Consider the following 25,040-nt stretch of genomic DNA (forward strand, 5'->3'; position numbering starts at 1 on the left):
GGGGGCAGCTCTACGCCGCGGGAGCGCTTGCCAATGCTCTTCTGGGACCGTCAGCAATGCGGCCATGCTGCCTCAGCACCAGTGCCACTGCACCCATGACCGTATCGTCATTGCCCAGGAACCGGGCGACGACGAAACGTGGTGCGTGGACGCCGGGCGCATGTTCCGGCAACGGCAGCGTATGGCGGGCAAAACTTCGCTCCAAGGGCTCCAGGAAGGGCTTTCCGATGGTCGCCAGCTTGCCGGCAATGATGAATAGCGGCGGATTGAGGATCGAAGAGGTGATGCCCATGCCCCACCCAGCCTTTTCCGCCGCGTCCTCGATCAGCCGCTTGTAGCCGAGACGGCCCTCGCGGGCGCGCTCGATGAACTGGTCGATGGTGACAGGCTGGCCGCTGAAGGCTTCCGCATGGCGCGCCAGATGAAAGCCGCCGACGAAGGTCTGGACGCAACCGCGATTGCCGCAGCGGCAAAGGCTGCCCTGCGGATCCAGCACGATGTGACCGAACTCGGCAGCGGCACCGCTGATGCCGCGATAGACGACCCCGTCACGCACGATCGCGCCGCCGACACCAAGGTCGAATTTATAGAGTACGAAGTCTTTTTCGCCGACCGCGGCCCCCCAGGTCATTTCGGCCAGCGCGCCGCAATGGCTTTCATTCTCGGCATGCAGGGGGCAGCCGATGCGGCTTGAAAAAATCTCCGCGAGATCGACGCCGCCCCAGGTCGGCAGGACGTCGCCGTTGAGCACTTTGCCATCATAACTGAGCGGTGCGGAGATCGCGAGACCGACGCCGAGGAGATCGCTGATCGTCAGGCCGAGGGAGGCACATTGGGCCGTCAGGCTGGCTTTCACCTGATCGGCGGCTTCCTCCGGCGTATAATCGCGCCGGATCGGAATCCACACGTCCGACAGCACGGCATGTGTCAGGTCGCAAATGACGATGCGGATTTCGCCGAGCCCGAGCAGCACGCCGGCGCAGCGGCCCGACGCGGGATTGAGTGACAGCAATTGCGACGGGCGGCCAAAGCCGTTGGCCTTGACTTCGACGTCGATGACGATGTCGGCGTCGCGCAATTCGCTGACCACAGTGGACACCGTGGAGCGACCCAGGCCGGTCGGCCGGACGAGCTGACCTGCCGTCGCAGCCCCGAGGGCGGCCAGCCCCCGCACAAGGCGGCCGGCCGGTGAATCCTGGTCAAGAAAGAGATTGTTGATGTTCTGCATCGGCCTGCCTCTCTCCCATCCTTTTTGCTCCTGCTCGGCAACATGTCAACTTTTTTCCAAAAACGCAATGTCGATCATTTTGCGCTGCAAAAAATGCTCAAATAAAAATAAGTCTGCAAATAAACGTCGAACATTAGCGATATTAATTTCTGATTAGAAAAAAGTAATTGACAGTCAGGCGCGACTTTGATTGATTGCGCCACAGCGGCAGAGGACCGCTTCTTGGGAGGCTTTCATGATGGTGAAGAATGCTTTTGCCGCCACGCTATCGGCGCTGGCGATGACTGTGGGATTTGCGGCAGGCCCGGCCGCCGCCGATGAGGTGAAGGTGTGGACACTCACCTACGCCAACAATTCCGCCAATATCGGCTGGGACAATGTCATCAAGGGTTTCGAAGCCGCCAATCCGGGCATCACAGTGACGCGCGAAGGCCGTTCGGTCGACGAGCACAAGGCGGCGATGCGCGTCGCAGCGCAGTCCAGCCAGGGGCCGGACATCTATTTCATGTGGGCGGGGCTCGGCCTGGGTGGCGAATTCGTCAAGGCCGGCCTGTCGAAACCTCTCGACGATTATTACAAGAAGTATGACTGGGATAAGCACCTGCTTGGTACGGCCGCCAGTTTCTCCAAGATCTATCCGGGCGGCCGCCACGGTGTACCCTATACCTTCCACGGCGAAGCGATCTATTACAGCAAGGCGCTGTTCCAGAAGGCCGGCATCACCGCGATGCCGACGACGTATGACGAGCTGAAGGCCGATGCGAAGAAGCTGAAGGATGCCGGCATTGCGCCGATGACATTCGGCGGCACGGTCAACTGGCACCTGATGCGGCTGATGGACGTCATCCTTGAAGCCAAGTGCGGTGTCGACAAGCACGACGAGTTGATGAACATGAAGCTCGATTGGTCGAAGGAGCCCTGCGCCACCGCGAGCTTCCAGGAACTGAACGACTGGTCGCAGAATTATATCCTGAAGCCCTTCATGGGCATTGACAACAACCAGAGCTTCAACCTGTTCCTCGCAAATCGTGCGGCAATGATGCTGGAGGGCGACTGGTTGGTCGGCCAGCTGCGCGACGCCAAGCGCCTCGACGATTTCGACATCTTCCCGGTGCCGACCGGAACCGACCGTCTCTATGGCTTCGCCGAATATCTCTACGTCTCGACCAAGAGCGCACATGCCGACGCCGCGGCAAAATTCCTCGATTACATGCTCTCCGACAAGGTGCAGCAGGACAATCTCGGCAACTTCGGTTCGATCTCGGTCAATGCCAATGTCAAATATGCCAATCTCTCGCCGCTTGACCAGAAGTGGCTGGATATCTTCGGCAAGTACACGAAGGTCTACATGAATGGCGACCAGGCCTTCCCGCTTGATGTGACGACCGAATACTGGCGCATCATCAATGAGGTCGCGTCCGGCAACATCAAGCCGGAAGATGCCGGCAAGACGCTGCAGACCTTTATCGGCAACAGAAGCTAAACCTCCCAAGGCTGGGTCTCTCGGGTACGCCCGGGGACCCATTTTATCCCCGGGAACCACCATGTCCAAAGCGCGCGCATCTTTGCGGCCGGATCTGCAGGGCTATATCCTGCTGGCGCCGGCGCTGATCGTCTATCTCCTCTTTGCCCTCTATCCGATGCTGGACGTCATCCGCATGTCTTTCTCATCCTGGAACGGGCTGAGTGCGGAGAGCAAGTTCGTCGGCCTCAACAATTATCGCGCGGTGCTGACGCAGGACCCGGTGTTCTGGGGTGCGCTCTGGAACACACTGTGGTGGACGGGACTTGCGGTGATCGTGCCGAACATCGTCAGCTTCGTGCTGGCCTTGGCGCTCAACCAGAACATTCCCGGCCGGTCCTCGCTGCGCGTCGTCTTCTACCTGCCGGTGATCATTGCCTCAATCGCGGTCGCGACCATCTGGAAATGGATGTACGATCCGTTCTTCGGCCTGTTCAACAGTCTACTGACCTCCTGGGGATTGGACGGCTGGATCACGGACTGGCTCGGTGACAAGCAGGTCGCGCTCTGGTCGGTTTTCGTCGCCCATGTCTGGCAGTCGGTCGGTTTTTCCATGGTTCTGTTCCTGGCCGGCTTGCAGAGCGTCTCGACGACGCTGATCGAAGCCGCGCGTATCGATGGCGCCGGGCGCTTCGGCGTCTTTCGCCACGTGACACTGCCGGCGCTGAAGCCGACGCTCACCATCGTCTTCGTTCTATCGCTGATCAATTCGCTCAAGGCTTTCGACATCGTCTACGGCATGACCGGTGGCGGGCCGGCACAATCGACGCAGATGCTGGCCATGTGGGCCTATACCCAATCCATGCAGCTCGGCGATTTCGGCCGCGGTGCCGCCGTGTCCGTCATCCTGCTGGCGATCACGCTGGTGATCGTCGTGCCCTATATGCGCTGGATGTCGCATCGGCCGGAGGCGGCACAATGAGCCTGATCTCGCAAGCTTTCCGCCCCATCGGCTCGAACCGGGTCGATCCGCTGCTCGTGGCGCTCTGGATTGCGCTGATCCTGCTGGCGCTGATCTGGATCACGCCCTTCGTCTTCATCGTCTTCACCGCGTTGAAGACGAAGGCGGACGTGATGGGAGGGAGCGCATTCTCGCCGCCGACTGCGCTTGCCTTCGACAATTTTGCCTCCGCCTGGCAGCGGGGCAATTTCTCGACGACGGCCTTCAACGGCGTGGTGATCACGGTGATCAAGGTGCCGCTTGGCCTGTTCGTCTCGGCCATGGCGGCCTATGCGCTGGCCAAGGTGCCGATGCGGTTCAGCCGCACCTTCCTGGCACTTTGTGTCTTCGGCACGATGCTGCCCTTTCAGGTCATGTTGGCGCCGATCTTCCGGCAGGTAAACGCCTTTGGCCTGATCAATACCTATCCCGGCATCATCCTGCCCTATCTCGCTTTCGGCGTGCCCTACCAGGTGTTCATCCTCTACGGCTTCTTCGCCGCCGTGCCCAAGGAACTGTCCGAAGCCGCGCGCATCGACGGCGCGTCGCATTTCACCATCTTCCGGCGCATCTTCCTGCCGGTGTCGCTGCCCGTGCTCTCGGCGCTGCTGATCCTCGATTTCGTCGCCACCTGGAACGAATTCGCCATGGCGCTGGTGATCCTGCAGGACCCGAAAATGTGGACGCTGCCGCTCGGGCTGATGAATTTCCAGGGCCAATTCCAAAGCAATTACGGCGAGCTCAACGCCGCCATCATCATGACCGTGCTCCCGGCGGCCATCGTCTATCTCATGTTTCAACGTTATTTCGTCGCCGGTCTGACGACCGGGGCGGTCAAGGAATGATCATGACCCATCTCTATGATATTTTCGAGGTGCGCCTGAAAGCGCCGGCCAAAGGCAATCCCTATCACGACGTCAAGCTTTATGCGCATTTCAGGCAGGGCAACCGTTCGGTGCGGGTCACCGGCTTCCATGATGGCGGCGAGGTTTATGTCATCCGCTTCATGCCCGACACGCTGGGTGCCTGGACCTATCTGACATCATCGAATGTCGATGAACTCGACGGCAATGCCGGCGAACTGATCGTGATCGCGGCGCGCGAAAACGTGCATGGCTCTGTCCATGTCCGCAACCGCTTCCATTTCGCCTATGCAGACGGTACGCCCTACTACCCGTTCGGCACGACCTGCTATGCCTGGACACACCAGCCGCTCGACATGCAGGAGAAGACGCTCGAAAGCCTTGCCGTGAGCGGCTTCAACAAGATCCGCATGGCGGTCTTTCCCAAGGATTATCCGTTCAACACCAACGAGCCGCTGCAATCCGTCTTCATGGAAAAAGAGGGTGGCGGCATTGATTTCGACCGGCCCAATCCGGCCGCTTTCCGGCATCTGGAAAAGCAGATCGGCCGGCTCGCAGACCTCGGCATCGAGGCGGACCTGATCCTCTTCCACCCCTATGACCGCTGGGGCTATGCGCGGATGACCGAGGCGCAGAATCTCGCCTATGTCGAATATATCGCTGCCCGCCTTTCGGCCTTTCGCAATGTCTGGTGGGCGCTGGCCAACGAATATGACTTCCTGCTCGACACGATCCCGGTCGAGACCTGGGACCGCTTCTGCCATATCCTGGAAGAGAACGATCCGGCACAGCATCTCCGGTCGATCCACAATGGCGACCAGAACATGAATTTCGACCATCGCAAGCCTTGGATCTCCCATGTCTGTATCCAGAACTGGGACGTCAAGCGCACGCCGGAATGGCGCAATGCCTACGGAAAGCCGGTGGTCAACGACGAGCCGGAATATGAAGGCAATATCATCTACAACTGGGGCAACATCACCGCCCAGGAACTGGTGCACCGCTTCTGGATCACAGTGACGCGCGGCGGCTATGCCGGCCACGGCGAAACCTATACCGACCCGAACGACCTGATCTGGTGGGCCAAGGGCGGCACGTTGCATGGCGAAAGCTGGAAACGGATCAATTTTCTGCTCAAGCTGATGCAGGAAGACAAGCTCGAAGGCCTGGAGCCGCTCGGCAGCAACGATCAATGGCCGTGGAGCCGCGTGTCCGGTGCCCGCGATCTCGGCGGCAAGGTCACCTATATCTATTTCGGCGAACATCAGCCGAGCCAGTGGACCACCGGCCTGCCGACCGAGCTCGGCAAATATGACGTCGATCTGATCGATACCTGGAACATGACGGTGGTGCCGGCCAGGCGCATCGCTCCCTTCGTTCCCTATCCGCAGCGGCATGGCAGCGTCACCCGCGGCGGCAAGGCCGATGCGGCTTTCGGAGTCGAACTGCCGGGTCGCCCCCATCTTGCACTGCGCGTGCGCAAACTCGACTGAGGTAAACTATGGCGTCCGTCGAAATCTCCAATGTCAAGAAGTCCTATGGCTCCATCGCCGTCATGCACGGTGTCGATGTCCCGATCGGTGACGGCGAATTCGTCATCCTCGTCGGCCCGTCCGGCTGCGGCAAGTCAACGCTGCTGAGGATGATCGCCGGCCTGGAAACCGTGACCGCGGGCGACATCGCCATCGACGGACTGCGCGTCAACGACCTGGAGCCCAAGGATCGCGACATCGCCATGGTGTTCCAGAACTATGCGCTCTATCCACAGATGACGGTGGCGCAGAATATGGGCTTTGCGTTGGAACTCGCCGGCCGCAGCAAGGCGGAAATCAAGTCGGAAGTGGCGAAGGCGGCGGAAATCCTGTCGCTTACCCAGCTCCTCGACCGCAAGCCGGCGCAGCTCTCCGGCGGCCAGCGCCAGCGCGTCGCCATGGGCCGCGCCATCGTCCGCCATCCCAAAGTCTTCCTGTTCGACGAACCGCTGTCGAATCTCGACGCGAAATTGCGCGTGAAAATGCGGGCCGAGATCAAGGCGCTGCACCAGCGGCTGAAATCGACCATCGTCTACGTCACCCACGATCAGATCGAAGCCATGACCATGGCCGACAAGATCGTGGTGATGAATGCCGGCCGCGTCGAGCAGATCGGCACGCCGCTCGAACTCTATGACCGCCCCGCCAACCTCTTCGTCGCCACCTTCATGGGCAGCCCGGCGATGAACATTCTGCCCGCCAGGACAACGGAAGCGGGCCTGTTGGTGGCCGGCATCGCGCCCGTCCCCGCCGCCGGCGTGACTGCCGCGACGGAGATTTCCTACGGCATCCGCCCGGACGACATCACCATCGGCGGTGACGGCGCAGTGCCCGCCGAGGTTCTTGTCGTCGAACCGACCGGATCGGAAACACACGTCACCGCCCGCCTGGCGGGACATGAGATCACGATCGTCTCCAAGCAGCGCTTGACTACCCAGCCCGGAGAACTGCTGGCCGTGAATTTGAATTCCGAGCGCCGGCATTTGTTCGATGCGAGTGGCCAAAGGATCTGAATTGCGGTGACGCCAAGTCCAGTGTGCGCTGCATCCAAAAATCGACTTTTCCAATACTGCAACGCAAAGATTTATTCTTCTTGCCAATGACCCTTGTCAGGGTTATGGTTGTGTATTCTGGATATTTTACTTTATGCGAGTAGTGGAGCCGTCGGGTTGAGGGCTAGGTCGTGACGAATGAACGGACATGACATCGCAAGCAACTCCTGGTCCTGGCTCTGGCCATTTTCCCGGCGCCATGAGGATTTCACACTATGGAACTCCTATCGCATCGGGCTTGCTGTGGAGCTTGATCGTCTTTCGGCGGAAGACAGGGAGAAGGAGACCATCGCCAAGCTGCTCGATGCGGAGCAGCCTCGCAAGACCTGGGAAAACCTTTATGAGGCCGAACAGCGTCTGGCCTTCAAGCGTGACGATGACACGGTCAAGGCTGATTGTGCACGGCGCATGGTCGACGCGGAAAGCCTTGGCGTCAAATCCGTCGACGCATTGCGGGCGCAATTCAACGATCCGGCGGCGACGCCGGCCAGCCGCAAAGCCACCTACCTCAAGCTGCTGGATGAGCTGCAATTCCGCTATGCCAGGCGCCGGCTCGACCGGCAGAAGCGCAAGGAGACCGCGATCTGGCTCAACAATGTGGGGCTGGCCCTGATTGTTTTCGGACTGCTGGTCACGATTGCCGGATGGATATGGTGGGTGTCGCTCGCCAGTTTCATCGCGCAGGTACATCTCTTCTACGCAATCTGGTTCGGCGTGCTGGGCGCGTATTTCTCCCGCTCGGTTTCCATGCGTTCCTCGGTCGCAACGCTCGACTACGACCTGTTGGTGACCGACTATTCGAAATGGAGCGTCGGGCAGCGCCTCATCATTGGCGGTATCGCGGCTCTGGTAATGTATTTCCTCATTGCCGGCAGATTGCTGGCGGGCGATCTCTTTCCCGCGGCCGAGTACAGCAAAGCGCTGATAGATAATGCGCAGTCCGGCGCCACCATTCTGGCTATTCCTTCGGCTGGATTTGCCAAACTGCTTATCTGGTCGGTGATTGCCGGTTTCTCGGAGCGGCTGCTGCCGGATCAATTGGCACGGCTTGAAAGCTCCGCCCGCGACAGCAGTCAAGACAAGCCGCATTCATAGACTTGACACCGGCAGCGTTGCCAGCGCCACGGCGACTTCAGCAAAGCAGATCATGCGCCATTCCTGAGAACCAATGGGAGATTCCGCAATGCCGCTTTACAACCAGACCTTTCTCGACAATGTGACCGACGATTTCCATGCCCTCGGCGGCAACAAGCAGTCGGCCGGCATGAAAGCCATCATTGACGGCTTCGAAAAGCACCTCCCCGGCGCCGACCTGCGCTGGCTTGCCTATATGCTCGCCACGGCATTCCACGAAACAGCAGCGACCATGCAGCCCGTCAGGGAAGCTTTCTGGTTGTCGGAGAACTGGCGCAAGAAGCATCTCTCCTACTACCCCTACTACGGGCGTGGCTATGTGCAGCTCACGCATCAGGGGAATTACAAAAAGGCGGGGGATGATATTGGCGTGGATCTCGTCGACAATCCCGACCTGGCGATGGATCCCGGCAACGCCGCGCATGTGATGTTCGTCGGCATGACGGAGGGTTGGTTCCGCAGCGATTCTCACGGGCGGCATACGTTGTCGCGCTATTTCTCCAACGACGTCGATGATCCGGTCGGTGCCCGCAACATCATCAATGGCAAGGAAACCAAGATCGTCGGCGGCAAGGAGACAACCGTCGCTGCGATCATAGCGGGTTATCACGACATCTTTCTCACGGCGCTCAAGGCATCGTCAAAAAAGGCGGCGCCGGCCGTACTGGCGGCTGTTGGACCGACGAACCAGCCACAGGGCGCTGGCACGAGCACCCGCTTCCAGGCCGAACGGGAGCTTTTGCTTGCATTGGCCGGTCCGCTTTCGCTCACCGAGCCGATGATCCATATGCTGGATCTGCGCGATACGAAACGCCCTGCCAGCCATCCTCGTTATTGGGCGATCATCGATTTCGCCAAGCGTTCGGACGAAAAGCGTTTCCATATTTTCGACATGGAAGCAAAGACCGTCGATTCCTACCTGTGTGCCCACGGCAAGGGATCGGATCCGCAAAATACTGGCTTTGCAACGTCCTTCTCCAACGAGGACGGGTCCAACAAATCGTCGCTCGGCGTCTATCTTTGCGCCGAAACCTATCAAGGCGTGCACGGCTACTCGATGCGGCTTGACGGTCTCGAGTCCACGAACGACCAGGCGCGCCATCGCGCCATCGTCGTTCATGCGGCGGATTACGTGACCGACGCTCTCGCAGCCCAGCAACATCATGTGGGCCGCAGCCTCGGCTGCCCGGCGGTCGACGGTCAATACAGCCAGTCGATCATTGATCGATTGAAAGCAGGGTCATTGATGAACGCCTGGAAGGACTGATCGGACCCGCGGACAATCAGCGCGCGCTCATGCCAGGTCACCTGTGCCGAGCCGGCGTGAGCGCGCGATCGGGCCGGCAGAAAATATCAAATGGCGCGAAACAAAGCTCTTGAAATCTTCCTATGGTTGATGGAAGATCACGGCAGGCATACAACTTTTAGTAGATAATTCTGATGGCGCCGGACGTGTGTGTCCGGCAAAGGCGCCTCCTATGAAGACTGGCGCAAGGGGGAATGGGCATGGTCGATACCGCAGGACTGCTCATAAAGGTGCGTGGCGACGGTGCAGGCTTTGCCGCGAGCGGACAGTCCCTCAGTCTTGACAGGGAACAGATTCAACCGATCCTGACATTGCCATCGGATGGTGCCGGGCAGGGCGTCGCGGTCGACCGTGGTGCCACCTGGTTCAAGACCGGTGCCTGGGTCAGAAATTCCGACAATCCCTGGGACGACGCACATGCGATCGTCGATCGAAGCCAGGCGTTCGGCGCTGCGGGTGGCCCACCGGTTCTGGCGGTCGAGCCGGATCTTGTGCAACAATGGGATTACAAGGACAGGACCGGCGACCGCGGCATGGCGGCCAGCGCCAGCCCTGCCTGTGCTTTCGATGATCAGGACCCCAGTGGCGGACGCGCCGTGGGAACGGATGTGGCCTGGAACGCCGGCCCGGCTTTCAGCCAACTGGCAATGGCGCGGCAGGGCGTGGGCGCCAAGCAGGCCAACATAACCATTGCCCATCTCGATACCGGCTTCGATCCCGCCCATCAGACGAAACCGCAAGGGATCGCCGACCCGTCCTTGTGGCGCAACTTCGTCGCCGACGGGCATGGACCGAATGATGCCGTCGACCACGCTCCGGCCGGGACGCCGACCAGCAATCGGGGGCATGGCACGGGTACGCTCAGCCTCCTGGCGGGCAACAGGCTGGATGGCACGTCGCCCCACTGGCCGGACTACAAGGATTTCGTTGGCGGTGCGCCGCTGGCGAAGATCATCCCCGTCCGTATCGCCGACTGGGTGGTGCGCTTCTCCGTCGGCACGATGGTGCAGGGATTCGACTACGCGCGCCAGCAAGGCGCGCAGGTGCTCTCGATGAGCATGGGCGGGGTGACCTCCGCGGCGCTTGTCGATGCGGTCAACCTCGCCTACGAGCATGGCGTGGTGATGGTGACTGCGGCGGGCAATAATATCGCCTTCGTTCCGTCACCGAAAAGCATCGTCTTTCCGGCGCGCTATCAGCGCGTCCTGGCTGCGTGCGGTGTCATGAACGATGGCCGCGCTTATGCCGGCCTGCAGATCGGCACCATGCAGGGAAATTACGGGCCGAGCGAGAAGATGAAGACCGCGCTCGGCGCCTATACGCCGAACGTGCCGTGGGCGGAGATCGATTGCGGCAAAGTGGTCGACATGGACGGCGCGGGCACATCGGCGGCGACGCCGCAGATCGCCGCCGCCGTCGCGCTCTGGCTGGCCGAGCACTGGGATATCGTGAAGACTTATTCGGAGCCCTGGATGCGCATCGAGGCCGTCCGCTTCGCACTTTTTTCCAGGGCGCAGAAGACGACGCCGAAAATGGGCGCCAGCGAAACCCTGGAAAAGATCGGGCAGGGAGTGCTCCGGGCAGCGGATGCTCTCAAGGAAAAGCCCCAGCCGGAGGCCGCGTTGAGGAAGCTGAAGCCTGCCGAGGAGGCGTGGGGCTGGCTCAACCTTCTGGTCGGCGGTGGTGCGAGCCTGGCGCCGGCCGGCCCAGTCGCGCAGCAGAAGAACCGCATGCTGGCGCTCGAACTGACGCAGATGGCGCAGCGTGTCGCCTCGGTCGATGCAGCCATTCCCGACCCCGGCGCCGACCCCGCGGCGATTCCGGCCGCTTTGCGCAATCGTTATCTGGAAGCCGCGCTCGACGAAGGCAACCCTTCGAAGCCGCTCAAGGCCGTGCTCGAAGCCGCTCTGGGCCGACCTGCGGTCAGTGTCGCCGCGCCAGTTGCAGCGCAACCTGCCGCTCCCGTCGTCAGGCGCAAGCCGCGTCCATTGACGCCGCCGAAACGCCGCCTGCGGATCTACGCGCTCGATCCATCGATCGGCAAGCGCCTCGACTCGGTCGGGGTCTATCAGGCCACGCTGTCGCTGCCATGGGACGATCAGCCGGCAACGGCAGAGCCATTGCAGCCGGGACCGGTGGGCGAATATGTCGAAGTGATCGACATCGACCCGGCATCGAACCGGGTCTACGATCCCGTTGATCTTAACGACAAGATTCTGCTGGCGCAGGACGGCCTGTCTCCCTCGGAGGGCAATCCGCAATTTCACCAGCAGATGGTCTATGCCGTGGCCATGACGACGATCGGACATTTCGAGCGGGCGCTTGGCCGCCGCGCGCTCTGGTCGCCGCACTATGCCACACATATCGGCCGCGACGGCGAGCCCAGGATGCAGGCATACGAGGTGCCGCGCCTGCGAATCTATCCGCATGCACTGCGCACGGACAATGCTTATTACAGTCCACAGAAGAAAGCCTTGCTGTTCGGCTACTTTCAGGCCGACAGCCGGCAGGGTGACACGACCACCCCGGGCTCGATGGTCTACTCTTGCCTGTCCAGCGACATTGTGGCGCACGAGACGTCGCATGCGCTGCTGGATGGCCTGCATCGGCGTTTCCAGGAGGCTTCCAATCCCGACGTTCCGGCCTTTCACGAGGGCTTCGCCGACATCGTGGCGCTTTTCCAGCATTTCACCCTGAGGGAGCTGGTCAGCTACACGATTGCACGGGCGCACGGCAGTCTCTCCGCCGCCAATCTGCTGTCCGGCCTTGCCGCACAATTCGGCGAAGGCAGCGGCCGGTCCGGGCCGTTGCGGGACTATGCCAAACCGAACATGGCCGATCTCGACTATGCCAGATGTTTCGAGCCGCATGACCGGGGTTCGATCCTGGTTTTCGCGGTCTATGAGGCGTCCCTGGCAATCATCGCACGCCGCACCGAAGACCTGATCCAGCTTGCGACGGGTGGCACCGGTGTGCTGCCGGACGGTGTCCTGCACCCTGGACTGGTCGAACGCCTGACCGACGAAACGGCAAAGGTTGCCGCGCAAATGCTGACCATGTGCATTCGCGCGCTCGACTACTGTCCGGCCGTGGATATCACGTTCGGGGAATATCTGCGCGCCATCATCACCGCCGATATTGCGGCCTTCCCCAAGGATCCGCTGCACTACCGCCTGGCCTTCATGGAGTCTTTCCGAAAATGGAAATTGCTGCCGCGCGATGTACGGACCGTCTCCGAAGAAACGCTTTCCTGGGACACGCTGGAGGACCCGACGCCAGGATGGATGCATGACCTGCTGAATGGCATCGACCTGGGCTGGGATCGGACGCTCACACGCTCCGAAATATTCGCGCTCAATGAGAGCAATCGCTGGAAATTCTGGTCGGCGATGAAAAAGGTTTTTGCCGACGACCCGGATCTTTACCGGCAGTTCGGATTGCTGAAAGGGCTGTCCCGCTACAAGGACGACGGGACCTTGCTGAAAAAGGCAGAGGAGGGCGGTTCGACCTTCGACGTGTTCAGCGTTCGCCCGACACGCCGCATCGAGCAGGATGGCTCGTTCCGGACGGAACTGATCGCCGTCGTCCATCAGCGCGTTCCGGCGCGTCTCGACGGCACTGTTGCGGTGGACGGCGTGCAGCCCGGCGAGAACTTCTTCTGGTTCCGGGGCGGCGCGACCGTCATTCTCGATCCGCGCAAGGGGCATGAAGAGATCCGCTATTCGATCATCAAGAATGTCGGCAGCACGGAGCGGCAGAAGCGGCAGGCGCAAACCGCAAACGCCAACCACCTGTCGCCGCTGCGCGCGCTCTATTTCGGCGACACGGCGTCCGAACCGTTCGCTCTGCTGCATGCCAGCCACGGGGATCATGATTATGGCTAAGACATCGAGGAAGTCGAAGACATCCGATCCTTCTGCGGCGGCATCGGCCGTCTCCGCGACAGCACCTGCTCCTTCCGCGGCGGTGCCTGCAGCGGCCGGCAAAACGCCGGCGCTGACCGTGCGCCACTACTGCCAGGGTATCGGCGACTGTCATCTGCTGACGTTCCGCAAAAACGACGGCTCGCTTTTCCGCATGCTGATCGATTGCGGCATTCATTCGTCGGTCAGCGGTGGCTCCGATCTCATCAGGGACATTGCCGCTGATGTCAAAGCGGCATCTGGCGGCAAGATCGACGTGCTTGTGGTGACCCACGAACATTGGGACCACGTTTCAGGTTTCCTGAACGCTGCGGCGGTGTTTTCCGAAGGTTTCACTGTCGGCGAAGTCTGGATGGCATGGAGCGAGAATCCGAAAGACCCCGACGCAATCGCCTTCGATAAATTCAAGGGCGAAGCGCTTTCGGCCCTGCAAGGCGCGAGCCTGAAGCTGGATGCTGACCGAGACGCGAATAGCTATCTTTCCGGGCTGCGCGATGGTTTGCAGTCGGTCATGGGCTTTCAGTTCGGCGCCGCCGGCGAAAAAGTGCGCGCCGCGCGCAACGCTGCGGCAGCCCTGTCGAAAAACCAACCGCCTGTTTATCTGGGACCGGAGACCGCACCGTTTTCCGTCCCCGGCCTGCCGAATGTCCGGATCTACGTGCTCGGCCCGCCGCGCAAAAAGGACGCGTTGCGGCTGGAGACGCAGGCCAGCGAAATGTATCCTTTGGCCGGCCAGGCCCTCGGGGCATTCCTGCGGCCGCTGAGTGCTGGTCTTGCCGCTGCGGACAATACGATCGAGGCCTGGGTGGATGACGCCCTGCCATTCGATCCTCATATCGGCACCGATCTCGCTGCAGTTCTCGCTGGCGACGTGAAGGGCGATGTCGCCGACTTTGTCCGGAGCAACTATTCGAAGCCTCTCGACAGCGGCCGCCGCAAGCCAAAGATCAATGACGACGCTGCGACGGACCAGTCGTGGCGACGTATCGACGCCGATTGGCTGGGACTTGCCGCCGATCTTGCGATGCAGCTTGACCGAGGCGTCAACAATACCAGCCTGGTGCTGGCGTTTGAGATGCTGGATACAAAGAGGGTCTTCCTGTTCCCGGGGGATGCCCAGGTCGGCAGCTGGCTAAGCTGGCAGGACGTCAAATGGACGGTCGACGAAAAGCAGATAGACGCCCCCGATCTGATGGCGCGGACGGTCTTCCTCAAAGTCGCCCATCACGGCAGCCAGAACGCGACACTGGAGAAAAAAGGGCTTGATCTGATGATCGACCCGGACCTCTCGGCGTTCATTCCGACCAACAAGCAGGATGCCAAGCACGTTGGCTGGGGCGAAATGCCTTACGATGCCATTCTCAACGCCTTGGAGACGAAAACCAGCGGCCGTGTCATCCGAGCGGATGATGAATGGTTGGCGACCGCGAATGGTGCCCCGGGATTCCCTTGTCCGTCAGGTTCCGTTCTCGCGGTTCGAAGTGCCGTTCGCGATCCCCAGCGCGGCGAAGGGGGCCTGTGGGTGGAGCTCGACCTCGCCTGAAGCCCGGAAGCAGCGCAGCCACTCGTCAGAAAGAATCACGATGTGACCAGGGATGTATTCGGCTGATCCGGCCAGGACGTCTCGCCGGCGCGCCGGGCGGGATGCAGCTGGAGCGCCGCATCAAGCAGGAACACCCTGACACGCCTCGATCAAACGCTGGGCATTCTCGGGTCTTGCCTCGCGTTTTCCCTGCTCGATTTCGAAGGCGACCTCGACGACCCGCCTGTTCACCGGCGCGTCCTGCCCGTGCTCTCTGAGCTTGTCGACGACCCAGCCGTTGACCTCCTGCACCTCGGCCCGGCGGCCCTTGCGCCAATCCTGCAGCGAGGTGGTCAGTGTGTCGGGCTGCGAGAATATCGTCAGAACCTCTTCGAAAATCTGGTCGACATAACGCTCCGGATGGTTGGCGGTCATGGGCGGCATGCCGATGATCGGGACGATCCTGGCGCCGTCCGCCAAGGCGGCATTCATCGCCTCGTAGCCGGCTGTGCGCATGACGTCGAGCATGCCCGGCCACCGTGCCGCGTCGCCGAGCGGCAGGTTGAGGATCGCCGAGGGGATCAGTTCGGCGGCATTGACCACCAGCTTCATCCATTTCGCCGAGCGGATGTCGTCGGTGACTTCGACGCGGCCGGCATTGCGTAGCAACCTCGCCACCGTCTCGACGCGCGGTTGGGTCGCGGGATCGAGCGCGCCGAGCGCAAACCAGGATGTGTCGCGATCGTTCTGCCGGTTGGTGACGCCGGGCGTCCACATATTCGAGGCGATCTCGATGACGGCGCCGATGGTGCGCTCCCGCCCGGCGATCGCGGCGATGTCTTCATGGGTCATGCCGTTCTGCAACCCGACGATCAGCCCATCGGGGGCGAGGCAGGGCTCGATAAGCTGCGTTGCCCATTTCGTGTCATAGGCCTTGACGACGAGGACAACGAGATCGAACGGCTCCCTGATTTCGGCCACCTGGCAGAGATGCAGCGCCGGCACCTTGGCATTGATCGTTCCGCTGGGCAGATTGACCGTGATGCCGTGCTCGCGAATGGCCTCGACATGGGCCGGCCACTGTTCGATGAAGGTGACATCGAGCCCGGCCAGCGCAAAATCCGCACCGATCGACGCGCCCTGGGCACCCGTTCCCAGGAACGCGATGCGAGGCCCTGTTGCTCCATCCCAAGCCATGATTGTCCCTCTCCCATGTCTTTCGACCACGTTGCTGTGGCCGTTGTCTCCTTGAGCAAGCTGGACCGGCGCTCAGGCTGACGCTTGGGAAAAGATTCTCATTTCGAGAAAGCAGCGAGAGCCAGGCTTGGTTTTGTCCGGCGGAATTGAAGCATGACAAATTAGCCGCGGGGCGGCACGGAAGGATTTGAGATAATCATGGCAGGTTGAAAGCAGGCGTGCCGGCCGGCGACGCGCCGTCCAGTGATGACATGAGCGGCGAGCACCGCTGCGACCTCGGTTGTCGGCTTGGACACCAGGGAAAGCGTACGACTGCAGTCAGGCGCTGTCCGAATTGTTCTTAGGTGAGGGCGTGCCCTCGCTCGCCTCGTCACACAAATCATCCCAACTATGGCAAACAAAAGGCCTCGCACACTCAGCGAGCCAGTCGCGAATCCAGCTCCACCATATCTTCATCTGCTTCCTCCCCCAGATGAATCTCAGCACAGGTGGGTGCGGAGGCTTTCTTTGAATTTACCGTAAGACGCCGCGACTTGAAGTCTGTGAAATGCCGTACGCGCCCTGCCACCCAGCCCAATCATCTTGGTGGCGATGGGCACAGCCCACCAGCCATTTCGCACCGATAGCCTTCGCAAACGAACAATAACATTGTCTGGCCAAGCAGCGCCTCGATCGAGGTCAAAGATTCTCATTTCGAGAAAATTGCAGGCCAAGCCAGGCTGCTTTGTCTGGCAGATTGCCTCTCGACAAGCCGTCCGCAGGGATGGCGTGGGAGGAATCGGGATCATTATGGCAAAGGTAAAAGCGAGTGCGCCGCCGGGCGAAGCGCTGTCCAACGACGATATCGGCGTCGAAACTCGCCTCGAAATGTTTCGGCTTCAGGTTGAGATTCGGGACTGTGAAAAACGAGCCCATGATCTTTTCCTGCAGAACCTGATCAAGGGCACCAGCCACCTTTCGCTCGGCCAGGAGGCGATCGCCGCCGCCTTCGGCAGCGCCATGCAGCGAAGCGACAAATCCTTCTGCACCTATCGTGGCCATGCACACACGCTGGCGCGCGGCGTCGGCATGGAAAAGGTGCTTGGCGAGCTGATGCTCAGGGATGTCGGCCTGATGCGCGGCAAAGGCGGATCGATGCATCTGACCTCCATCGACCATGGGGTCATGGGCTCTTATGCCATTATCGGCGCGCATCTGCCGATCGCCTGCGGCTCTGCCTGGCGAGCCCAATATCTTGGCAATGACGATGTCGCTGTCTGCTTCTTCGGCGACGGCACGACCAATATCGGCGCGTTCCACGAGGCGCTGAATTTCGCGGTGATCTGGAAACTGCCGATCGTCTTCGTCTGCGAGAACAATCTCTACATGGAATATACGCCGATCGGCGATGTCACCGCGGTTGCCCATCCGGCAGGCGACCGTGCCGCGGCCTATGGGCTGGAGCGGATCGTCGTCGACGGCAACGATGCAGACGTCGTCTATCGCACTGCCCAGACAGCCCTGGAGAAGGCGCGGCGCGGCGACGGCCCATCACTGATCGAATGCCTGACCTATCGCCATTCCGGCCATTCCCGCGCCGACCCGGCGAAATATCGGCCCGAGGGTGAACTGGACCGCTGGCTGGAGCGCGATCCGATCAAGATCTACCGGCAACGTCTCTCCGATTTCGGCATCGCGCCGGAGGAAATCGCCCGGATCGAAGCGCAGAGCAAGGAGAAGGTCGAGGAGGCAACCGCCACATGCAAGGCGTCGCCGCCGGCGCCCGAGACGATCCTGACCGCAGATGTATATGATGATGGAGGCTGGGCATGGCGGAACTGACCTATCGCGATGCGGTCGTGCGCGGCATCGCGCAGGAAATGCGTCGGGACGAGCGCGTCGTGTTCCTCGGAGAAGACATCGGCAAGGCGGGCGGCGTGTTCAAGGCGACCGTCGGCCTGTTCGACGAATTCGGTCCTCGCCGCATACGTGACACGCCGATTTCCGAACAGGCCATTCTGGGCGCCGCCATGGGTGCCGCGATGACCGGCCTGCGCCCGATCGCAGAAATCATGTTCTCCGATTTCATCGCCGTCTGCTTCGACTATATCGCCAACGAATTCCCCAAGACGCGCTACATGACCAACGGCCAGGTGTCCGTGCCGCTGGTCGTGCGCACCGGCAACGGGGCAGGGGTGCGCTTCGGCGCGCAGCATTCGCAATCGGTCGAGAACTGGTCGATGATGATCCCGGGCCTCAAGGTCGTGGCGCCATCTTCGCCTCTCGATGTCGTCGGCCTGATGGCGGCCGCGATCCGCGACAACAACCCGGTGATCTTCCACGAGCATAAGGGGCTTTACGCCAGCAAGGGCGAGGTGCCGGACGGCGAGATCGTCGACACGCTCGGCACGGCGAAGATCCTGCGGCCGGGAAAGGATTGCACCATTGTTGCTTTGGCGATGATGGTTCCACGGGCGCTCGAAGCGGCCAGGCGCCTTGCGGACGAACATGGCATCGATGCCGAGGTGATCGATGTGCGCTGCCTGGTGCCGCTCGATACGCAGACGATACTGGGATCGGTGGTCAAGACCGGCCGCCTGTTCACCGTGGAAGAAAATCCACGGCTTTGCGGCTGGGGCGCAGAGATCGTCTCGATCGTCGCTGACGAGGTGTTCTGGGATCTCGACGGCCCTTGCGTGCGGATCACCACGCCGCATATCCCGTTGCCGGCCGCGGATCATCTGGAAGACATCGCGCTTCCCTCTGCCGACAGGATCGTCGAGCGGATCAGCCGCGTGATGAACGGAGGCTGAGATGGGGGCCAACATCATCATGCCGCAGCTCGGCGAAACCGTCGCCGAAGGTAAGATCGTCAGCTGGTTCAAGAAGCTCGGCGACAGCGTCAATGCCGGCGACAGGCTGTTCGAGGTCGCGACCGACAAGGTCACGATCGATGTCGAAGCGATCGATGCCGGCACGATCACGGAAATCCGGATCGGCGACGGGGTGACGGCTCCGGTCGGAACGGTTGTTGCCGTGCTGGGGGACGCTTCCGCCGCCACAGCGCCAGTCGCAACCGAACATCCAGCCAACAGCCAGATCAAACCGCCGAAGCAGGCTGCACCAGCCCTGTCTGCGTTCGAGGAAGTGCGCACGGCAAGGGGTCTGTTCGGCAAGGCATTGCAAGACGGCCTGCACATCACGCCACTGGCACGCCGTCTGATTGCCGAACAGGGGCTCGACCTCAAAGGCCTCGTTGCCGATGGCAAGAACAGAGGGCTCAGCCGCGTCGCCGAGAAAGATGTTCGAGCCTATGCGGCAGAGCGGCCACTCGTCCGTCCCGAAGCCCAACGGTCGCTGCAGCCGCAGGCATCGCAAGCCGGTTCGGTGGTTTCGCCAGCGGTTGCACCTCCAATAAGCCTCACCGTCGGACCGCGCGACGAGGTCGTTGCCTTCTCCACCATTCGCCAGAAGACGGCGGATCGACTGGCGGAAAACTGGCGAACCATTCCGCATGTCTTCCAGGCTTTGGAAGTGGATTTCACCGCGATCGATTTCGTTCGCAAGGCGCGCAAGGACGGTTTCAAGGCCGAGCATGGCCTTTCGCTAACCTTCCTGCCCTTCATTACGCGCGCGGTTTGCATCGCATTGCGCGAGTTTCCCGACATCAACGCCCGCACCGACGGTACACGCCTGGTCCGTGGCAAAGACGTTCACATTGGCATCGCGGTCGATCTCGACCATAAGGGCCTTGTCGTGCCGGTGCTGAAGCATGCGGATGAACTGACGGCCCCTGGCATAGCCAAAGGCATCGGCCGTCTGGTCGAGAAAGCGCGCGCCGGCAAGCTAGGTGCCGACGACATGGCAGGCGGCACCTATTCCATCACCAATAACGGCGCGTTCGGAACCCAGTTCACCGCCCCGATCATCAACGCGCCGCAGGTGGCGATCCTCTCCACCGACGCGATCCGGCTCCGTCCCGGTATCGTCTCGACTCCGGCCGGCGATTTTATCGCACCCAGGATGCTCGGCATGGTGGGGCAGAGCTTTGATCACCGCGCCTTCGACGGCGCCTATTCGGCTGCCTTCCTGTCTCGGCTGAAGACGGTGCTCGAAACACGCAACTGGGAGCAGGAATTCGCCTGACGCCAGAAGACAAATCCGCTGCCGGGCGACAGCGGTGACAGACAATCGGAGGAATTTGCCTTGAAATACAACAGTCCCTATTCGACCGCCGCTTTCGGAACCCAAGCCAAGGACTGGGAGCAAGGCATCGACTACCACCGCCTTTCCAAGGACAGGCTGAAGCGCGCGCAGGAGGCCATCCGCTATGCCGGTCTCGGTGGCGTGCTCTGCTTCAATTTCGACAACATCCGCTATGTCACCGCCACGCATATCGGCGAATGGGCGCGCGACAAGTTCTTCCGTTATGCGCTCTGCCCGGCCGAAGGTTCTCCCTATCTTTGGGATCCTGCGCCGCCCGCCAAACGCATTTCATCACCCTGGATTGCCGACAATGTTGCTGCACCCATCACCACCATGCAGGGCGCGATCCCGCCTGGCATGAATGTCGCCAGGGATTTCGCCCGGCAGATCAAAAAGGCGCTTGTCCAATACGGCATCGACAAGGAGCCGCTCGGCATCGACATCATGGAACTCGGCATGATCCGGGCGCTGGAGGCCGAAGGTATCGAAGTCGTCGACGGCCAGCAGGCGCTGCTCGATGCCCGCGAGGTCAAGACCGCCGACGAGATCGAATTGTTGAAGATGGCGGCGGGCATGGTCGACGCCACCTATGTCGATATCGCCCGCGCCATCCGCCCCGGCACCAAGGAAAACGAACTGGTGGCGATTGCCAACGACCGCCTGTTTCGCATGGGCTCGGAGCGCGTCGAATGCGTCAATTCCGTTTCCGGCCGTCGTGGCCGGCCGCATTCGCACACCTTTTCCGACCGCATGATCCAGCCCGGCGACATGATCTTCCTCGACATCATGCATTCGTTCAATGGCTACCGGACCTGCTACTATCGCACCTTCATCTGCGGCGAGCCGAACAAGCATCAGATCAACGCCTATGAAACCGCCTCCAAATGGATCAGCGCCTCGATCGACATGATCAAGCCCGGCGTGACCCCGGACGAAGTGGCAGCCGTCTGGCCCGACGCGCACGAATTCGGCTACCGCGACGAGGAGGAAGCCTTCCTCCTGCAATATGGCCACGGCGTCGGCCTGTCGCTCTGGGAGCGGCCGATCTTCTCGAAACGCTTCCGCGGCCAGAACACGTCGCTCAAGGAAGGCATGGTCTTCGCACTCGAAACCTGGAAGGGCGCCGAGGATGGCTCGGGTGCGGCGCGTATCGAGGAAGAGGTGGTCGTCACCAAGGATGGCTGCGAGATCATCACGAACTTCCCGTCCGATCGCCTGATCTCATGCGGCCTTCCAGGCTGCGAAGTGTTCTGAGCGGACATTCGGACCTCGGAGAGACACGGCATGGCGAGCATGAGGCAAAATCCGCAGGCAAGGCTGCCGGTGACACTGGTCACCGGCTTTCTTGGCAGCGGCAAGACGACGATGATCAATGCCGCCCTGAAGTCTCCCGACCTCGCCAGGACCGTCGTCGTGGTCAACGAGTTCGGCGAGGTCGGCCTGGATCATTCACTGGTCGCCAATTCGAACGATGCCGTGATCGTGCTTGAGAACGGCTGTCTCTGCTGCACCGTGCGCAGCGATCTCGTCACCACGCTCAACGAGCTCTATCAATCCCGACTTGCGGGCCGTATCGCCGCGTTCGACAACGTCGTCATCGAGACATCCGGTCTCGCCGAGCCCGGGCCGGTGGTGCAGGCCTTCCTTTCGGAACCGACGCTGGATGGACTCTACCGCGTGGCAAGCGTCGTGACGTTGGTCGACTCGGTCAATTGGGGCGGCACCAGCACCAATCATGAAGAGGCCATCCGCCAGGTGGCGCTGGCAGATCAGATCCGCGTCACCAAGCTCGATCTGGCCGATCCGGCCGCGGCGGAGGATCGGCTTGCGGAGCTGAGACGGCTGAACCCGGCTGCCGATATCGCGGCGATGGACTGGTCCACGCCTGCTATCGCAGCCCTGCTGACATCGCCTGGCTTCGACGCGGCGGATCCGCGCGCCAACCCGCTGCCATGGCTGTCGCTCTCACGCTATCGGGCGCAGGAGGTCGAACCGGGTCATGTCTGCGACGAACATTGCCATCATGCGCATGGCCATCATCACGAATTCGGCACCAAGGAAATCGAATCTTTCGTCCTGCTTCGCGATCACCCGATGTCGCGGGCCGAGCTGCAATTCCTCCTCGATGGGATAACGCAGAATCTCGGCCCCGGCTTGCTCCGAGTGAAGGGGCTGGTCAACGTGGCTGAGGAACCGGGGCGTCCGGCTGTGATCCAAGGCGCCCAGCATCTGCTGCACACCATGACCTGGCTCGATGCCTGGCCCGACGCCGACGAGCGCACGCGCGTGGTGTTCATCACCCAGGGCATCGCAAGGGATAGCCTGAAGGACGTTATCGAATTGCTCGATCGCATGAGCGAGCGAACCTTCAGGGCACGGCAGAAAGCACGGGCGCAACGCGCCGGCGATTGAACGCTTGATCCGGCTCGGATCAGCGACCCGTCCCTGACCGATATCAATAATATCCGGCGTCGCGCATCACGCGGTCGACGCGATTTTGCGCGCGATCAAGGGCGTCCTGATCGGAGATATCCCCTTTCAGCGCCGCATAGATTTCCTCGCCCAAAATTTCCTCGATATTGTGATATTCCGGAATTGGCGGCCTTTGCCAGTTCTGCAGCTTGTTCTTTTTGGCCAGGCGGTCGACGAAACGGACGATCGGCGTGCTGGCGGCCGCTTCCGGGTCGGCGCTGACGGAAAAGCGCGGCGCGACCGGAAAGCCGTTCTTCACATATTCCTTCATCGCAGACGGCGACGCCATCCAGGATATCGCATCGAAAGCGAGCTTGGCCCGCGCCGGCGGCAGCGAATGCGGGATCATCAGCAGGAACCCGCCGATCGGGTTGATGCTGGCGCCGCCCGGACCATGCGGCTGGGCGAGATATTCCACCTTGCGCTTCACCACCGAACGGATGTCGTATTCGAAGCGGGCGGCGCGCATGGTCCAAGTATAGGCCATGGCGGCATGCCCGGTCATGAAATATTCGAGCCCGCGGTTCCAGTCGATCGTCATGATATCGGGGGGCGAGATCGCCAGCAGCCGATGCATGAAATCGAGCGTCTTGCGGCCTGCTTCGCTGCTGAGGCGAGGGCGCATCTGCTCGCCTGAGAGCAGCGAATAATCCATATAGAGCCGCGTCGTCGGCAGGTTGATGGGGGCGCTGCCGCAGCAGGCCATGAAGAACATGAAGGAATGGGCGATCGGCATGCCCTGGGCCRCATTCCAGACGACGCCGTTCAGGCCGCGATGCGGCTGATGCAACTGTTTGCCGACCTCTATCACCCGGTCGAAACTCGTCGGCGGCGGCAGCTTGTAGGCTTCGCACAGGTCTTTCCGGATGGCGAGCGTCTCCACCGTGCAGTAGATCGGGATGCCGTATTGGATCTTGTTCCAGGAACCGGTCGCCCAGATATTGGGATGGAAATCCAGCGGGTTGATGCCGCTCTTTTCCAGGAATTGCGTCAGCGGTTGGCAGACATCCCGTTTCACCGCCTCGCCGAGCCAAGGCATGTTGACGGCGATGACATCGTATTTGCTGTGTTTGCGCCGGGCGTTTTCGAGCACCTCTTCCCGGAGCTTGGGCAATGGTAGCAGTGTAAAGTTCTTTCGCGAGGAGAGTTTGGCGCGGAAATCCGACCACATATCCCGCATCGAGGCGAAATAATTATCGTCATGCAGCAGGAACTTCAGGTCTTGCCCGGCATCCTGACGGCTCTCGATGATTTCGAGCGGCGGAATGATCTGGCCGGCGAGATAGGAGCCACCGAAATAATAATCTTCCTCGTCGTCATCGCCTGACTTCAGCCCGAACGTTTCGGCCAGCAGCGCCTTCACCTTGCGCGCATATTCGGTGAAATTCTCGATCATGCGCTTGCTGGGGATGACGTAAAAGGTCTTCGACCCGGGCGCGCGCTCCTGCTGCTCGACCTCTCCCAGCTCGATCAGCTTATGGATGCGGCGCATGGCGCTGGCAAAAGGCACCTCAGCGGATTGCGCCAGCGACGACATGGTCACCGGCTGGCTGCGCAGGTAGCTGCGCATCAGGAACAACACCATGTTCCAGTTCGGGTCCGGCTCGGCCATCGGCAGCAGATGGTCATAGGGAGTGCGCATCCGCTCGAGGAAGCTGATGATCCGCAAAAGCTCGTATTCGGTCATGTACCGGCCTCCCCACCGGACGTCATGATGTCATCTCGATGACGCAAATCAAGATGCCAGCGGGATCCTCCGCCGGTCACAGGAATCCAGTTTCGGCGACTATTGCCTCGGCGGAAACTGCAAGATCACTGAGGCAGGTGACTATCCGGTGGCCGCATCGATCCGCGGAACGGCGCTGACGAGATCGAAGAAATGGATATCGATGTCCTTTTCCAGGAACTCCATGCGGTGCTGCCACAGCCATTGAGATTCGGGCAGGGCGCCGTTGACGTCGAAGTCGGTCTTGCTCAGCCATTGCTCGTAAATCATCAATCGGCACGGATGGTCCGGATCGGCATGCAGATGCATTGCCAGACAACAGGGATTGTCGAGGCTTGGGGCAATCACGCCCTGCAGTTCATCAATCAATTGCGCGAGCCGGTCGGGTCGCGCCTGGAGGAATGTGAGCACTCCGATCATCAAAGCCTCCCTTCTTTG

18 protein-coding genes are annotated in these 25,040 nt (G+C 61.1%); 14 read left to right on the plus strand and 4 right to left on the minus strand.

What is annotated here, in order from left to right; all coding sequences use genetic code 11:
* Positions 1 to 10 precede the first annotated feature (10 nt).
* Positions 11 to 1,228 carry an ROK family protein gene (locus AC1D06_RS19000; RefSeq protein WP_477987441.1) on the minus strand — a complete coding sequence of 406 codons (1,218 nt, stop codon included), beginning with the start codon at positions 1,226 to 1,228 and terminating at the stop codon, positions 11 to 13.
* 235 nt (positions 1,229 to 1,463) lie between these two features.
* On the opposite strand from AC1D06_RS19000, the gene AC1D06_RS19005 reads away from it, so the two are divergent.
* From AC1D06_RS19005 to AC1D06_RS19045, 9 genes are all read left to right on the plus strand, one after another.
* Positions 1,464 to 2,711, plus strand: a complete 1,248-nt coding sequence (locus tag AC1D06_RS19005; protein ID WP_477987442.1) for an ABC transporter substrate-binding protein — start codon at positions 1,464 to 1,466, stop codon at positions 2,709 to 2,711.
* Between the two features lie 61 nt (positions 2,712 to 2,772).
* Positions 2,773 to 3,672: a carbohydrate ABC transporter permease gene (locus AC1D06_RS19010; RefSeq protein ID WP_477987443.1), complete on the plus strand. Its 900-nt coding sequence runs from the start codon at positions 2,773 to 2,775 to the stop codon at positions 3,670 to 3,672.
* Positions 3,669 to 4,535, plus strand: coding sequence for a carbohydrate ABC transporter permease (locus tag AC1D06_RS19015; protein ID WP_477987445.1), 867 nt, complete (start codon positions 3,669 to 3,671; stop codon positions 4,533 to 4,535). The genes AC1D06_RS19010 and AC1D06_RS19015 overlap by 4 nt, the downstream gene beginning before the upstream one ends.
* A gap of 2 nt (positions 4,536 to 4,537) precedes the next feature.
* Entirely contained in the window at positions 4,538 to 6,046 is a 1,509-nt protein-coding gene (locus AC1D06_RS19020; RefSeq protein WP_477987446.1) for an apiosidase-like domain-containing protein, read from the plus strand.
* 8 nt (positions 6,047 to 6,054) lie between these two features.
* Positions 6,055 to 7,098, plus strand: a complete 1,044-nt coding sequence (locus AC1D06_RS19025; protein ID WP_477987447.1) for an ABC transporter ATP-binding protein — start codon at positions 6,055 to 6,057, stop codon at positions 7,096 to 7,098.
* Positions 7,099 to 7,275: 177 nt separating this feature from the next.
* Positions 7,276 to 8,232 carry a hypothetical protein gene (locus tag AC1D06_RS19030; protein ID WP_477987448.1) on the plus strand — a complete coding sequence of 319 codons (957 nt, stop codon included), beginning with the start codon at positions 7,276 to 7,278 and terminating at the stop codon, positions 8,230 to 8,232.
* 88 nt (positions 8,233 to 8,320) lie between these two features.
* Positions 8,321 to 9,538, plus strand: a complete 1,218-nt coding sequence (locus AC1D06_RS19035; protein WP_477987449.1) for a murein L,D-transpeptidase catalytic domain-containing protein — start codon at positions 8,321 to 8,323, stop codon at positions 9,536 to 9,538.
* Positions 9,539 to 9,777: 239 nt separating this feature from the next.
* Positions 9,778 to 13,461 (plus strand): S8 family serine peptidase, encoded by a 3,684-nt coding sequence (locus tag AC1D06_RS19040; RefSeq protein ID WP_477987450.1) that lies wholly within the window; start codon positions 9,778 to 9,780, stop codon positions 13,459 to 13,461.
* Complete coding sequence (locus AC1D06_RS19045) at positions 13,454 to 15,043, plus strand: MBL fold metallo-hydrolase (RefSeq protein WP_477987451.1); 1,590 nt, start codon at positions 13,454 to 13,456, stop codon at positions 15,041 to 15,043. Before AC1D06_RS19040 ends, AC1D06_RS19045 begins: the two co-directional genes overlap by 8 nt.
* Positions 15,044 to 15,163: 120 nt before the next feature.
* On the opposite strand, the gene AC1D06_RS19050 is transcribed toward AC1D06_RS19045, so the two are convergent.
* The gene (locus AC1D06_RS19050) at positions 15,164 to 16,219 is read right to left on the minus strand and encodes a ketopantoate reductase family protein (RefSeq protein ID WP_477883078.1); all 1,056 of its coding nucleotides are present in this window, start codon (positions 16,217 to 16,219) and stop codon (positions 15,164 to 15,166) included.
* A gap of 789 nt (positions 16,220 to 17,008) precedes the next feature.
* Between AC1D06_RS19050 and AC1D06_RS19055 the strand changes: the two genes are divergently transcribed.
* The 5 genes from AC1D06_RS19055 to AC1D06_RS19075 are packed head-to-tail and all read left to right on the plus strand — an operon-like array spanning position 17,009 to position 22,816.
* Positions 17,009 to 18,040, plus strand: coding sequence for a thiamine pyrophosphate-dependent dehydrogenase E1 component subunit alpha (locus tag AC1D06_RS19055; RefSeq protein WP_477883080.1), 1,032 nt, complete (start codon positions 17,009 to 17,011; stop codon positions 18,038 to 18,040).
* Complete coding sequence (locus tag AC1D06_RS19060; RefSeq protein WP_477883081.1) at positions 18,028 to 19,011, plus strand: alpha-ketoacid dehydrogenase subunit beta; 984 nt, start codon at positions 18,028 to 18,030, stop codon at positions 19,009 to 19,011. Before AC1D06_RS19055 ends, AC1D06_RS19060 begins: the two co-directional genes overlap by 13 nt.
* A 1-nt stretch (position 19,012) precedes the next feature.
* Positions 19,013 to 20,344: a dihydrolipoamide acetyltransferase family protein gene (locus tag AC1D06_RS19065; protein WP_477987452.1), complete on the plus strand. Its 1,332-nt coding sequence runs from the start codon at positions 19,013 to 19,015 to the stop codon at positions 20,342 to 20,344.
* Between the two features lie 60 nt (positions 20,345 to 20,404).
* Positions 20,405 to 21,658 (plus strand): M24 family metallopeptidase, encoded by a 1,254-nt coding sequence (locus tag AC1D06_RS19070; protein ID WP_477987453.1) that lies wholly within the window; start codon positions 20,405 to 20,407, stop codon positions 21,656 to 21,658.
* A 30-nt stretch (positions 21,659 to 21,688) separates the two neighbouring features.
* Positions 21,689 to 22,816 (plus strand): CobW family GTP-binding protein, encoded by a 1,128-nt coding sequence (locus AC1D06_RS19075; protein ID WP_477987454.1) that lies wholly within the window; start codon positions 21,689 to 21,691, stop codon positions 22,814 to 22,816.
* A 43-nt stretch (positions 22,817 to 22,859) separates the two neighbouring features.
* On the opposite strand, the gene AC1D06_RS19080 is transcribed toward AC1D06_RS19075, so the two are convergent.
* Together AC1D06_RS19080 and AC1D06_RS19085 are read right to left on the minus strand one after the other, a co-directional pair.
* Positions 22,860 to 24,563, minus strand: a complete 1,704-nt coding sequence (locus AC1D06_RS19080) for an extracellular solute-binding protein (RefSeq protein WP_477987456.1) — start codon at positions 24,561 to 24,563, stop codon at positions 22,860 to 22,862.
* Positions 24,564 to 24,704: 141 nt separating this feature from the next.
* Positions 24,705 to 25,022 carry a putative quinol monooxygenase gene (locus AC1D06_RS19085; RefSeq protein WP_477883091.1) on the minus strand — a complete coding sequence of 106 codons (318 nt, stop codon included), beginning with the start codon at positions 25,020 to 25,022 and terminating at the stop codon, positions 24,705 to 24,707.
* Positions 25,023 to 25,040: the final 18 nt, after the last annotated feature.

This window comes from Rhizobium sp. P2_G2 (assembly GCF_056403555.1).